Origin of the sequence: Flavobacterium sp. C4GT6 (assembly GCF_036347315.1) — a bacterium.
Classification (GTDB): domain Bacteria; phylum Bacteroidota; class Bacteroidia; order Flavobacteriales; family Flavobacteriaceae; genus Flavobacterium.
The window spans coordinates 13506-27612 of sequence record NZ_JAZGZU010000011.1; the positions used below are offsets into that span (position 1 = coordinate 13506).

Annotated in this window: 11 protein-coding genes; 7 read left to right on the forward strand and 4 right to left on the reverse strand. The window is 39.1% G+C overall.

Annotated elements, in window-relative coordinates; translation table 11 throughout:
- The first annotated feature begins 57 nt into the window (after window positions 1–57).
- The 6 genes from V3Z67_RS12835 (at window position 58) to clpX (ending at window position 6842) form a co-directional block, all read left to right on the forward strand.
- Window positions 58–1302, forward strand: coding sequence for an OmpP1/FadL family transporter (locus V3Z67_RS12835; RefSeq protein WP_330443684.1), 1245 nt, complete (start codon window positions 58–60; stop codon window positions 1300–1302).
- Window positions 1303–1312: 10 nt separating this feature from the next.
- Window positions 1313–2884, forward strand: coding sequence for a G-D-S-L family lipolytic protein (locus V3Z67_RS12840; RefSeq protein ID WP_330443685.1), 1572 nt, complete (start codon window positions 1313–1315; stop codon window positions 2882–2884).
- A 92-nt stretch (window positions 2885–2976) separates the two neighbouring features.
- Complete coding sequence (locus V3Z67_RS12845; protein WP_330443686.1) at window positions 2977–3327, forward strand: phage holin family protein; 351 nt, start codon at window positions 2977–2979, stop codon at window positions 3325–3327.
- 115 nt (window positions 3328–3442) lie between these two features.
- Window positions 3443–4768, forward strand: coding sequence for a trigger factor (gene tig, locus V3Z67_RS12850; RefSeq protein ID WP_330443687.1), 1326 nt, complete (start codon window positions 3443–3445; stop codon window positions 4766–4768).
- A gap of 90 nt (window positions 4769–4858) precedes the next feature.
- Entirely contained in the window at window positions 4859–5533 is a 675-nt protein-coding gene (clpP, locus tag V3Z67_RS12855; protein ID WP_157484372.1) for an ATP-dependent Clp endopeptidase proteolytic subunit ClpP, read from the forward strand.
- A gap of 76 nt (window positions 5534–5609) precedes the next feature.
- Window positions 5610–6842: an ATP-dependent Clp protease ATP-binding subunit ClpX gene (clpX, locus tag V3Z67_RS12860; protein ID WP_330443688.1), complete on the forward strand. Its 1233-nt coding sequence runs from the start codon at window positions 5610–5612 to the stop codon at window positions 6840–6842.
- A gap of 47 nt (window positions 6843–6889) precedes the next feature.
- On the opposite strand, the gene V3Z67_RS12865 is transcribed toward clpX, so the two are convergent.
- The gene (locus V3Z67_RS12865; protein WP_330443689.1) at window positions 6890–7042 is read right to left on the reverse strand and encodes a hypothetical protein; all 153 of its coding nucleotides are present in this window, start codon (window positions 7040–7042) and stop codon (window positions 6890–6892) included.
- 64 nt (window positions 7043–7106) lie between these two features.
- Window positions 7107–8636, reverse strand: a complete 1530-nt coding sequence (locus V3Z67_RS12870) for a GH3 auxin-responsive promoter family protein (protein WP_330443690.1) — start codon at window positions 8634–8636, stop codon at window positions 7107–7109.
- A 41-nt stretch (window positions 8637–8677) separates the two neighbouring features.
- Here V3Z67_RS12870 and V3Z67_RS12875 point away from each other — a divergent pair, with 41 nt between their 5' ends.
- On the forward strand, window positions 8678–9472 hold the full coding sequence (locus tag V3Z67_RS12875) for a DUF2797 domain-containing protein (protein WP_330443691.1): 795 nt from the start codon (window positions 8678–8680) through the stop codon (window positions 9470–9472).
- Window positions 9473–9524: 52 nt separating this feature from the next.
- Here the strand turns inward: V3Z67_RS12875 and V3Z67_RS12880 are convergent, their stop codons facing one another.
- Window positions 9525–12212 carry an AsmA-like C-terminal region-containing protein gene (locus V3Z67_RS12880; protein WP_330443692.1) on the reverse strand — a complete coding sequence of 896 codons (2688 nt, stop codon included), beginning with the start codon at window positions 12210–12212 and terminating at the stop codon, window positions 9525–9527.
- A gap of 50 nt (window positions 12213–12262) precedes the next feature.
- Window positions 12263–14041, reverse strand: a complete 1779-nt coding sequence (sppA, locus tag V3Z67_RS12885) for a signal peptide peptidase SppA (RefSeq protein WP_330443693.1) — start codon at window positions 14039–14041, stop codon at window positions 12263–12265.
- Between the last annotated feature and the right edge of the window lie 66 nt (window positions 14042–14107).

Below are 14107 nucleotides of genomic sequence, written 5' to 3' on the forward strand. Positions count from 1 at the left end.
AATCATAAATTTGATATAAGCTATTTACAATATGAAAAAACTAATACTTATTTAACCATGAGAAAACTATTATCTTTAACCCTAACGGCCTTAACGGCTGCTTCGGCTTTTGCAGGAGGGTATAGGGTTAGTCTTCAGGGACAAAAACAGTTGGCAATGGGACACACCGGGGTTGGTGTTGTAAACAGTGCCGAGGTTTTGTTCTTTAACCCGTCGGGTATGGCGTTTCTTGAAAATCGTTTTAACGCCTCTGTAGGAGCAAACGGATTGTTTGCGAGAACCAAATTTCAAAATCAGGCAAACAACTGGACCAACTCAACCGAAAACTTCGGTACACCATTTAGTGCTTATGTTTCGTACAGAGCTACCGACTGGCTTTCTGTTGGTTTAGCGGTATATACACCTTACGGTAGTGCCGTAGAGTGGGATCAGGACTGGCAAGGTTCTCATCTTGTTAATAATATAGACCTTGAGGCGATTTATTTCCAGCCGTCTATCTCATTAAAAGTAAACGACTATTTTAGTGTGGGCGGTGGTCCTATATTTGTGTCCGGTAGTGTTAACTTTAACAGGAACATTAGCCGAAGCCAAACCGATGAGCAGGGTAACAGGACTGATGTTACTATTGATGCCAGTGGTGTTACAGCATGGGGATGGACAGCAGGTATGATGTTAAAACCAACAGAAAACTTGACTATTGGAGCGAACTACCGTTCTGAAATTACAATGGAGGCTCGCGATGGCGATGCAACTTTCCATGATGTTCCGGGGTTCCTTTCCACTACATTAACAAATACTACTTTTGACGCCGATCTTCCGCTTCCTGCAGAACTTACGGTAGGTTTCTCATATAAGGTTAACGATAAACTTCTTGTAGCTTTTGATTATAACAGGGCTTACTGGAATGTATACAAATCACTTATTGTTGATTTCCATAATGCAGCGCCAACATCGGTTAATCCAAGAAATTACAAAGATGCAAGTACTTACAGGGTAGGTGCTCAGTATACAGCTAACGAGAAGTTCTCTTTCCGTGCAGGTTGGTACTTTGACGAAAGCCCGGTACAGGATGGTTTCTTTGCTCCGGAAACACCCAGAAATGATTCTATGGGGTATACGGGTGGTTTAAGTTACCAGATTAACCAAAGGTTAGGGGTAGATTTCTCATTCCTATTCCTACACTTTAAAGAAGTTAATAACTCGTATGACTACTATCAGGAAGATGGTCAGAATACTACTTTTGGAGGTACGTACAAAAATGTGGTGTTCTCTCCTGGTGTAGGTTTAAGTTACAATTTCTAAAAAATACGACATGAAAAATAAATTTATATACTTATCGTTACTTGCAGCCGGGCTTATTGCCTGTGAGCCTGAATTTAATAATGAAGTGACAAACGGGAGTTACAGTGCTGGTGATGCTGATTTTTCATCATACGTGGCAGTAGGTAACTCATTAACGGCAGGTTATATGGATGGTACTGTGTCCCGTGGGGGGCAAATGTACTCGTTTCCTAACTTGCTTTCTCAGCAATTTGCTGTAGTGGGCGGAGGTGCGTTTACACAACCGTCTTATGATGATGATGTGAATAATTATGGAGGGCTTACTCTTGGAGGTATGCAAATTGCATCGACAAGACTTATAATTAACGCCAGTGCGGGAGGTCCCGAGCCTATTAACGGTACGCCAACAATAGAGGTTTCCAACCAACAGGCAATGGCTTATAATAATATGGGAGTGCCAGGAGCAAAATCGTTCCATTTACTGGCACCTGGTTATGGTAATCTTGCAGGTGTGGCTACGGGTCAGGCAAATCCTTACTTTGTACGTCATGCAACATCACCAACTGCTACAGTAATGGGTGATGCAATGACTAAAAACCCTACCTTCTTTACTAACTGGATTGGTAGTAACGATGTGCTTTCTTTTGCAACATCAGGAGGTGTAGGTGTAGATCAAACGGGGAACTTTGATCCGTCAACATACGGAGGAAATGATATTACAGATCCTAATGTGTTTGCAGCTACTTATTCTGCAATTACAGATATGCTTACTTCCGGCGGAGCTAAAGGGGTAGTGGCAACCATACCGGATGTTACTTCGATACCTTTCTTTACTACGGTTCCTTACAATCCGTTAACCACTCAGCTTTTAGGTGGGGGTGATTCGCAGGTTGGTGCTGCTACTATGACTCAGCTTAACCAGCAGTTGTATGGAGTGCTGGATCAGATATTAACTAATTTTGGTGCTGGAGATAGAATAAATATCCTTGATGCAGGTGCGGCAAACCCGTTGTTGATAAAAGATGAAAGTCTTACTGATTTAAGTGCTCAGATTACAGCAGTAGCTGCTACTATTCCTCAGTATGCTCCTATAGCCGACTTTTTAGGGCAAACTTACGGACAGGCAAGACAGGCAACCGAAGATGACCTGGTACTTTTAACAACAAGAGGGGTGATAGGTACGGCTCCTGCAGGAGTTCCTGCACCGTTTAACAGTTTTGGTGTTACTTATCCGTTACAGGATAGCCATGTGTTAACAGCTGCTGAAGGTGAAATGGTTAAGGTTGCTACAACAAGCTATAATAATACTATTAAAGCTATTGCTGCTTCTAAAGGACTGGCAGTTGCCGATATGAATGCTATACTTAACCAGCTTGTAAGTGGTTTAAGAGTAGAGGACGGGCAAATTTATACTGCTGATTATTTTAGTACTTCGGCATTAAATACAACTGTTTTCTCTCTAGATGGTGTTCATCCTAATGCGAGAGGTTATGCAATGGTAGCTAATGAAATCATTAAAGTGATTAATAGCTATTACAATGCTAAGCTGCCTAATATTGTACCGGGTTATTATCCTGGTGCTACGGTATTGCCTACAAATTAAAAGATTAGAAAAGAGATAATATTTTCTTAAAAAGCATCGGATTTCCCCGATGCTTTTTTTATTTTTATGGGTATCAATTAAATTGATTTTATATGAAAACACTTATAAAAATTTTCTTTACCACGGTTTTTGTACTCATATTGGCAAACCTGCTTCCGGGTGTAAATGTTACTAATTGGATGACAGCGCTATTAGTTGCTGTGGTACTTGGACTCTTAAATATATTTGTAAAACCTATACTGGTGCTTTTTACTTTACCGGCAACAATTTTTACCCTGGGGCTGTTTTTGCTGGTAATAAACGCTATAATTATTTTACTGTGTGATGAGCTGGTTCCCGGTTTTACAGTTGATGGTTTTTGGTATGCGTTACTGTTTAGCCTGCTGTTGTCTTTCTGTCAGTCGTTGGTGGTGGGACTGTCTGAAAAAGAATCACGTAATTAATATCAGTATTCTTTTTAAGGGTATTGAAATACAATAAATTAAAAACTTGTGTGGGTTGTAAAAAAAATATATTTTTGCAACCCATAATTTTATGGTGTTTAAACAATTTTAGATAATGAATATTACAAGAGAGCAGGTAGATGCGCTAAATGCTGTTGTAACAGTAGCCATTACAAAAGAAGATTATAAACCAAACGTAGATAAGGTATTAGGTGATTACAGAAAAAACGCCAGTATTCCTGGGTTCAGGAAAGGTGCTGTGCCAATGAGCCTTATACAAAAACAATATGGTAAAGCCGTTCTTGTAGATGAGGTAAACAAATTACTTCAGACTTCACTAAACGATTACCTTGTTGAGGAGAAACTGGATATTCTTGGTAATCCGCTTCCAAAAATCACTGAAGATTTTAACTGGGATGCAGATGATTATGCTTTTGAGTTTGAACTTGGTCTTGCGCCTGAGTTTGCTGTAGACCTTGCAGCTAAAAACAAACTTGTAAAATACAACATCACAGCAGACGAGAAAATGCTTGATGAGCAGGTAGAGCGTATACAAAAACAATACGGTAAACTTGTTTCTAAAGAGAAATCAGAAGAAGGAGATGATATTAAAGGTACTTTCACTAACGAAGAGAAAGGTATCAATAATAATGTAACAATTACTCCGTCTATCTTCAAAACTAAAACAGCAGGGAAAAAATTCATCGGTAAAAAAGTGGGTGATGTAGTTACTGTTTCTACTAAAAACCTGTTTGATGACGACCATAAACTTATGGAGTACCTTAAAGTAGGTCACGACGATGTTCACAATCTTGAAATTGATGTTGACTTCACTATTGAAGAGATAAATACTACAGAGAAAGCAGAGCTTAACCAGGAGCTTTTTGATAAGCTGTTTGGTGAAGGTGTTGTAACATCTGTAGAGCAGTTAAAAGAAAAAATTAAGGAAGATGCAGAGCAGCAGTTTGCTACTCAGGCAGATCAGAAATTCCTTAACGATGTAACTGAGTTCCTTATTGAGAACACTAAGTTTGATCTTCCTGCAGAATTCCTTAAAAAATGGATACAGACAGCTGGTGAAAATCCGCTATCTCCAGAGCAGGCTGAGGAAGAGTACAACAAATCTGAAAAAGGTTTACGTTACCAGTTAATTGAAGGTAAAATCATTACTGAAAACAACCTTCAGATAACTTTTGATGATCTTAAAGCATACACTGCAGAGGTTATTAAAAAGCAAATGGCACAGTTCGGTCAGATGAATCCAACAGACGAAGATGTAGAAGGTATCGTGTCAAGAGTACTTTCTAACAAAGACGAAGTTAAGAGGTTATCTGAGCAGGTAATGAGCGAAAAAATGCTTAACCTGTTTAAAGAGAACGTGAAAGCTAAAGAAAAAGAAGTTACTTACGAGGTGTTCATTAAGGAAATGTACGGAGAGTAAATCTCGTAAAAAATGAGTATATTTGAGCGTCAGGATTTTTATCCTGACGCTTTTTTTTACACTTAATTAAATTTAAATCAAAAACGGACTATGAATTACGGCAAAGAATTTAGAAAATATGCCACAAAACATCATGGCATAAACAATCTATATTACGATAAATTAGTTAACCGAGTTACTCCGGTGGGAATGACTCCTTATATCATGGAAGAGCGCCAGATGAATGTAGCTCAGCTTGACGTGTTTTCACGTTTAATGATGGACAGGATTATCTTTTTAGGTACAGGTATAGACGACCAGGTGGCAAACATTGTACAGGCGCAGTTATTATTCCTTGAAAGTACAGATGCTTCAAAAGATATCCAAATCTATATCAACTCTCCGGGTGGTAGCGTATATGCCGGTTTAGGTATGTATGACACCATGCAGTACATTAGGCCTGATGTAGCTACTATTTGTACAGGTATGGCGGCTTCTATGGGTGCTGTACTTCTATGTGCAGGGGCCGATGGTAAGCGTTCGGCATTACCGCATTCAAGAGTTATGATTCACCAGCCATCAGGTGGGGCACAGGGTGTGGCTACTGATATGGAGATCAATCTTCGTGAAATGCTAAAACTAAAAGAGGAGTTATACCGTATTATATCTAAGCACTCTAAGCAGGATTACGACAAAGTATTCAAAGACAGTGAAAGAGATTACTGGATGAAAGCAACTGAGGCTAAGGAATATGGTATGATTGACGAAGTACTTATAAGAGAGTAAATAAGAAATAAATAGTATATTTGCGTTTTAATTGGCCGGACTCATAATCCGGCCTTTAAAACATAGAGTAAAACATATGGCTAAAGAGATTTTAGAGTGTTCTTTTTGTGGCAGGAAAAAGCCTGAAACCAATTTGCTTATAGCAGGTATTAATGCGCATATTTGTGACCGATGCATAGAGCAGGCTCATGGTATAGTGCTTGAAGAGCTTAAGCAAAGCGGATCGTCTTCGCTTGCGGCTGAGCTTGAGCTTAAAAAGCCGAAAGAGATTAGGACTTTCCTTGATCAGTATGTTATCGGGCAGGACCAAACCAAAAAGGTACTGTCGGTAGCGGTTTACAATCACTACAAAAGGTTGATGCAAAAGCAGGATGATGAAGGGGTAGAGATTGAAAAAAGTAACATCCTTATGGTGGGTCAAACCGGTACAGGTAAAACCCTGGTAGCTAAAACCATTGCAAGGATGCTAAATGTACCGCTTACCATTGTAGATGCTACTGTACTTACAGAAGCCGGTTATGTAGGTGAAGACGTAGAGAGTATACTTACGCGTTTACTACAGGCAGCCGACTATGATGTGAAAAAGGCAGAAAGAGGTATTGTGTTTATTGATGAGATAGATAAAATTGCCCGTAAGAGTGATAATCCTTCTATTACACGAGATGTATCGGGAGAGGGTGTACAACAGGCTTTACTAAAACTTCTTGAAGGTACTGTGGTGAATGTTCCGCCTAAGGGAGGAAGAAAACACCCTGACCAAAAGTTTATAGAGGTGAATACTCAGGATATCCTGTTTATTGCCGGTGGTGCTTTTGACGGCATAGACCGTGTTATATCCAAAAGGCTTAACAGGCAGGCTGTAGGTTACAGCACATCGCGTAATGCTGATGAGATTGATAACGACAACCTGTTACAGTATATCATCCCAAAAGATGTGAAAGACTTCGGTCTTATCCCTGAGATTATAGGTAGGCTTCCGGTTCTAACACACATGGATCCGCTAGACAGGGAAACACTAAGAGCGATACTTACAGAGCCTAAAAATGCGCTTGTAAAACAATACAAAAAGCTGTTTGCAATGGATGATGTTGATTTGTCTATTAATAATGAGGCTCTTGATTATATTGTAGACAAAGCGTTAGAGTATAAGCTTGGTGCAAGGGGACTACGTTCACTTTGTGAAGCAATACTAAATGAAGCGATGTATGAAATTCCGGGTTCTGATGAAACAGAGCTTAATATTGATAAGGAATATGTAGAGCATCATCTTAATAAGACTTTATTAAAAAGACTTAAGGCAGCATCATAATGTTGCTTGATATAAATAAAAAGGCTGCCAATAGGCAGCCTTTTTATTTATACATCTTTTTTTACTGTGGTTGTTTTTTCTGTTTTTTGCATGTTTTCGGTATCACACCATTTTCTGCCGTTGCAGCCCAGTCGTTTGGGGCCGCAGGAAGCTAATAGTAAAACCGAGGCGCCAAATGCCAGTACATAAATCTTTTTCATAGTGTTCGCTTTTTTACAAATATAAAAACTACAGTGTAAATAGCTGATTATTTAACAGTTGTATTTATGCTTTTACATCGGCTATTTGCATAGACTTTAGTTTTTCAAGGTAATCACGCTCGTTAGAAAGTCGTGGTATTTTATGTTGTCCGCCCAGTTTGTCCTGTGCTTTAAGCCAGTCGTAAAACAGCTTAGGTCTTGCAACGTTAAGAACAAGAGGGTTAAGAGTCATGTTGTTGTAGCGCTTGGCTTCATAATCAGAATTGAGTGACTGTAATGCCTCATCAAGATATTTTCTGAAGGCTTCCACATCTTCCGGATGTTTGCCAAATTCAATAATCCATTCGTGCGCGCCTTTTTCCTTACCGTCCATAAAAATAGGAGCAACAGTATAATCTACCACATCTGCACCTGTAATGTTACAGGCTTTGGCTATAGCCCTATCGGTATTTTCTACCATGAGTTCTTCACCAAAAACATTAATGTGGTGTTTGGTTCTTCCGGTTATCTTTATGCGGTATGGGTTAAGCGAAGTGAAGCGTACGGTATCGCCAATAAGATATCGCCATAACCCCGAGTTGGTCGTGATAAGTACGGCGTAATTTCTATTCAGCTCTACATCGGCAAGTCGAACTGCTTTTTGATTTGGTTTCCCAAAGCTGTCCATAGGGATAAATTCATAGAAAATGCCATAATCAAGCATTAATAACAGTTCGTCACTGTCGTTACTGTCCTGTATAGCAAAAAAGCCTTCAGAGGCGTTATAGATCTCGTAGTATTTAAAATCACTTTTTGGCAGTATCTTTTTGTATTGGTCGCGGTAAGGTTCAAAGCTCACCCCACCATGGAAGTATACTTCTACATTAGGCCATATTTCGTGCAGATTGCCTTTTCCTGTTTCTTCCAGTATCCTGTTCATTAAAACAAGCATCCATGAAGGGACTCCGGCAAAACTGGTTACATTTTCGTTTGTGGTTTCCTTTACAATGGCCGATAGTTTGCTTTCCCATTCGCTCATAAGAGAAACCTTATTACTTGGGGTACTGCTAAACTCCGCCCACATAGGCATATTCTCAATTAGGATAGCCGAAAGGTCACCAAAAAAGGTATTGTTGTCCTCATATAACTGTTTGCTGCCTCCCAGTCTTAAGCTTTTTCCGGTAAACAGCTGCGCATCCTCATTGTTGTTTAGATAAAGGCATAATAGGTCTTTTGCAGCTTTGTAATGGCAATCCTCCAATGCTTCGGGACTAACAGGTATAAACTTGCTTTTGGCATTGGTTGTGCCGCTCGATTTAGCAAACCATTTTATCTGTGTAGGCCAAATTACATTTTGCTCTCCTCGTCGGGTTTGCTCAATAAGTGGTTCTAAATCCTCGTAGGTGGAAATAGGTATCCTTTCGGCAAAAGTGCTGTAATTCCTTATGGATGAAAAATCATATTTCTTACCGAAAGAGGTGTTTTCGGCCCACCGGATAAGGTTATGAAGCAATTCTTCCTGTACTTCGTTAGGATATTTTAGAAACAATTCTATCTGATGGATCCTTTTTTTCAAAATCCACGAAGCAACCGAATTGATAATCGCCAAAGCCATATTTTATAGTATCTTTATGCCATAAAAATACTAAATTTTCCATGCAATACGAAGGTGTACTAACAAAAATGCAGACAGAAGCGGGCAGCCCGATAAAGTATTATCTGGTGTTTGAAAATAGCTTTTTGAATATGAACCAGTTATTGGGCAGAGATCTTGAGATTAATTTTCAGGGATTTAAGTGTCTTAACTGTGGTAAGAACAAAAAGATTTACAGAATGGGCTTTTGTTATGACTGTTTTTACAAGATTCCGCAGGCAGGTGACTGGATTATGCGCCCGGAACTGAGTACGGCTCATTTAGGTATAGCCGACAGGGATTTGGAATTTGAGCAAAAGGCACAGTTACAACCGCATATTGTATACCTGGCATCATCAAGCGATATGAAAGTAGGGGTTACCCGTAAATCGCAGATTCCTACGCGTTGGATAGACCAGGGGGCATCACAGGCTATTCCTATTGTAGAAGTGCCAAACAGGTACTTGGCAGGTATAACCGAGGTGGCTTTAAAAGATCATTTTTCCGACAAGATAAACTGGAAAAAAATGTTGGTTAACCATGTGCCGCCAATTGATTTGGTTGGTAAAAGGAATGAAATAAAAGAGTTGCTGCCGGATGAAGTGAAGGAGTATTTTGATACCACTCCAGAGCATTTGTATACACTGGAATATCCGGTATTACAATACCCTGCCAAAATAAGCAGTCTTAACCTAACCAAAAATCCTTCTTATAGTGGTAAGCTTATGGGGGTGAAGGGGCAGTACCTTATATTTGAAGACGGTACTGTGTTTAACGTAAGGTCTAACGAAGGTTTTGAAGTGATTATTACTGTATAATAATGATATTATCATTATAAAAAAAGTCCCGCCATTGGCGGGACTTTTTTATTTATTCTTCTTTCTTATCTTTCTTTTTAAAGAGACCGTTTATTAATTCTTTACCGGCATCTTTAGCTTTATCCTCGGCAGTTTGCTGCGTTTGGGTATTTGTTGTGTTTTCTTTAGAGGTTGCAGATGTGTCTGTTTTTTCCTCTTCTTTCTTATTACCGCCTAACAGGTCGTTAAGAGCATTTTTAACCTTGTCTTCTCCCTGTTGTTTCAGTTTGTCTTTTTGCTGGTCTACAAGCTGTTTGGTAAGGTTACCTATTGCTTTACTAAGATCAGTGCTAACTTTAGGGTTGTTAAAGCTGCCGCTCACCACAGCATTAACCGGGATAATAATTTTACTGGCATCGGTGCCGTTTAGTGAGCTTATCAGTTTATTTACGTCACTGCCTAAATATTTTGCAGGAACATTAAAGGCAATGTTGTAATTCATAGACTGGTCAAAACCATGCTGCCCGCCTATTTGTACATTAATATCCTGATACTTAATGTTGAAAGGTTTGATGTTAACCTTACCATTTTCAAAACTAAGGTATGTTTTCAGGTTATTGATGTTAAGCTTATCAATGTCAATAAAGCTCAGGTTACTGTCAAGTGCTGTAAGCATTTTTGAGTTTTCCTTGTTTACGCTGGTGTTAAGTAATTGTCCCACTAAGTCTCCGGTAAGACTGTTAAGGTCAGGAGTCATTTCCTTACTATCCAGATTACCTGACAGGTTTATGGTTGAGTTTATTTTACCGCTTATAACATTTGCTATAGGTGCTATGGATTTAAGCATGTCCAGTTGTGTAAATGACTGAGTAATATCTAGAGCGTTAAGTGAAAGGTCCATTTTAAATGTTGGCGTAGCAGCTTTGGTAGAAACATTACCGTTAAACCCTATTTTGCCGCCAAATATATCAGTGCTGATATTTTGCAGTGCAACAGCTTCATCTTTAACAACCATTTTACCCGATACGTTTTTAAGGTTCAGGTTGTCGTAAACTACAGTGTTTGCTTTTGCAGTAATGGTACAGTCAAGGAAAGCAGGTATTTTAACCGCTTCAGATGATGATGCCGTTGCAGCTTTAGCCTCTGTTTTTGCTTCGCCTTCTGTTTTAGTGGCAGGAGTTTCGATTTCCGGAGCCATGAAATCAGCAACCACTAACTGGTTAGAGTTCATGTCGAAGTTACCTTTAAGGGTTTGGTCCTTAAATATAAATCCGTAGAAGTTATCAAGCGTACCTGATACGGCAATGTCTGATTTTCCTGTTTTAGCTTTGAACTCGCTTAGGGTAATTCTGCTAGGATTAAACTGGATACTTGCCTGGGTAATATCTATTGGGTTAGGTAATCCCTCTCCCGAGTAGGTAAAGCCCGAAAGGCTCATGCTACCGTTATTCTGCATTTTTTCGTACTCACTCTTCTCTACCGACTGCATGTCGAACTTAGTAGAAAGGTTTGCTTTTAGTATTCCCGATAGTGGAGTGTCTAACTGTACAGGGTAAGCCTTGCCTACGTTAGCCAGATTAATGGTTCCGTTCAGGTCGGCATTTACAAGAGCATTGTCAATTATATTTCTAATAGTTGCTTTAGCATTGAATATATCCTGATCTATCCTGAAAGACAGTTTGTCAAGGTTTACATAAGTATCGTTAAGTATACCTGTTTCGTTTATGATTTTGGTATCTATAACAATATTTTCTACTGATTTCGGAAGGTCAGGGTATTTAAACGAAGCATTGTTTGAAGCAATAGCTACATTAAATGTAGGGATGCTGTTTTCGCCGTTAAGTCCTTTTACCTTACCGTCAATAGTAAAGTCGCCTTCTGTTTGAACCGAACTCAGGTTGCCCGAATAAGCCTCCGGTACAAGTCCAAGGAAGTTTTTAAATGATGAGGTAGGGGTTTTAAAGGTAAGGTCTATTTGTTGTCCTTCGTCTTTAAGTGCCACACTACCATCAAACTCCAGTGGAAGCTGGTTTATAAATGCTTTGTTCTCTTTAAATGTATAAACGCTGTTTTCTAAATCAATACCTAATACTGCATCCAGCTTAAGTACAACATCTCTCATGTAATTGGTGTTGTCCATATCAAGGGAAAGTTTAGCCGATGTTTTGGTGTCAAGATCCAATTTAGAAGCTGCAAAGTTACCTTTACCTTCGTGGTTCAGGCTGTCTATAACCATTTTGATTTTAGAACCTTCGTCATAATATTTAAATCGAAGATTTTCAATTTTGTAATCCTGCATGTTAAGGGCAAACGGTTTGCTTTCGCTATCATCACCCGAGGTGTCTTCCTTGTCTGATTTTAAAGCGATGTCAAAATTACCTACACCGTCTTTGTTGATAAGGATGTTAATGATACCGTCTTTTGTAGAAAGCGATTCAAGATTCATAGGTTCGCCTTCGCCTTTAAATAATTCCTTAACCGACATGGTAAGGTCTATATTACCCATGTATACCAACGTGTCGCCTTCAAACGGAGCTTTATTGATAATGCTCAGCTTGTCTACCGATACGTTTGCCATCGGGAAGTTTTTAAACAGGCTAAGGCTAACGTCTTCAAACGCTACGGTAGCATCTACCTGTTCGTTAATGGCCTTGGTGACCATAGACTTTATTTTGTCTTTAAAAAGGAATGGCACAGATACCAGTGCAATAATGAGGATGAGCAGGATAATACCTGCCCATTTTAAAATTTTCTTGATCATAATATTTAGTTAGAAGCTCTAAAAATACAAATAAAGATTTATAACGTAAATTATCTGATTGTTATTTCGTAAGGAAGAATTACCTGATTACCTCTAAGTTGGTTTATTCTTCTTATGCGTTGCAGCATTATGTAGTTCTCTTCGCCAATTTCTTCTTTTATAATATCTTCTTTAGACTGTGCAAAAGGAAGTCCGCTTTTACCTGCAAGGAATTTGTCAAATGTCATTTCGTATTCAGGATAGTTTACGGTTTTGTAATTTTCGGTTTCTCCCAGTTGAGCTGCATAAGCAATAGCAGCATCAAGTCCGCCTATTTCGTCTACAAGTCCGTTGTTAAGAGCATCCTTGCCCGACCATACACGTCCCTGTGCAATAGAGTCTACCTGCTCAAAGGTCATGTTTCTTCCGGTAGCCACACGATTTACAAAAGTGTTGTATATGTTTTCAACACCTTCAGTAATAATAGCTCTTGTGTCATCTTCAAGCGGAGTGAACAGGCTGTATCCTGAAGCATTATCGTGAGTACTTACTTTTTCAGTATGTATCCCCATATTGTTAGCTAACTTGCTTACGTTAGGAAGCATACCAAATACACCTATAGAACCTGTAATAGTGCCCGGTTCGGCAAAAATCCTGTTAGCACCACATGAAATATAATATCCGCCCGATGCAGCATAGTTACTCATAGAAACTACAACCGGTTTTACTTGTTTTGTAAGTTCTACTTCTCTCCATATTAACTCAGATGTTAGTGCACTACCTCCGGGAGAGTTAACTCTAAGTACAACAGCTTTTACATTATCGTTCTCACGGGCTTCTTTAAGGGCTTTTCTCATAGCACCTTCGCCTATTATATCCAGTGAACCTTCACCGCTTCTTATTTCTCCCTGTGCGTATACAACTGCAATTTCATCGTCGGCAGTGTTAAGTAAGTCGCTTATTGAGTTGGCCTCAGCATAATCAACAATGTCTACCGAGTTGTATTTTTCGTTTTTAGCAACTTTAAGTGCATGTCTAATACCGTCGCGGTATTGGTCTTCATAACCTACTTTATCAATAAGTTTGGTGTTTTTAGCCATTTCGGCAGTACGGGCAGCAAGTTTGTTAGCAATACTGTTTAGGCTGTCTACCGGTATGTTACGGCTTTTAGAAATATCATTCACTACCGATTCCCATACTGATCCCAGCAATTCTGATATCTGCTCTCTGTTGGCATCACTCATGCTGTTGCTAAGGAAAGGCTCTACGGCACTTTTATATTTACCATGACGGATTACCTCCATTTTGATACCTGTTTTTTCCTGAAAGTCTTTGTAGAACATTATTTCAGACGAAAGCCCTTTAAAGTCAAGGTCGGCTACAGGGTTCATGTAGATAGTATCGGCAACCGAGTTCAGGTAGTAGTCAGACTGGCTGAAATTATCTGAATAGGCAACGATAAATTTACCCGATGATTTAAAATCTTCAAGTTTATCTCTTAGCGCTTTGTTTTGGGCAATACCAAGACCTACTGCACTGTTGGTGATAGTGATACCTTTAATTTTGTCGTCTGTTTTAGCCGACTCGATAGCGTTAAGGATATTTATAAGTCCGTCGTGTGGCGTATCGTTTAAAAAAGAAAGTTTGTCGTTATAAAATTTTCCGGCATAGTCATTATGTACATCTTCAATATTAAGTTCTATAACAGAGTTGTCTTTTACGGTTACAACATCTTCGTTACCTCCGCTTGCTGCGGCAGCAATACCTATTAATAGCAATAGGAAGAAAGAAAGAAGGCAAAATACAAATATGCCTATTACGGTTGATAAAATGTTTTTTAAAAATTGCATGGTACTATTTTTTTATTGTGTAGTATATAAGTAGCATATGTACTAAAAGTGTTACAGTTGTTAAAG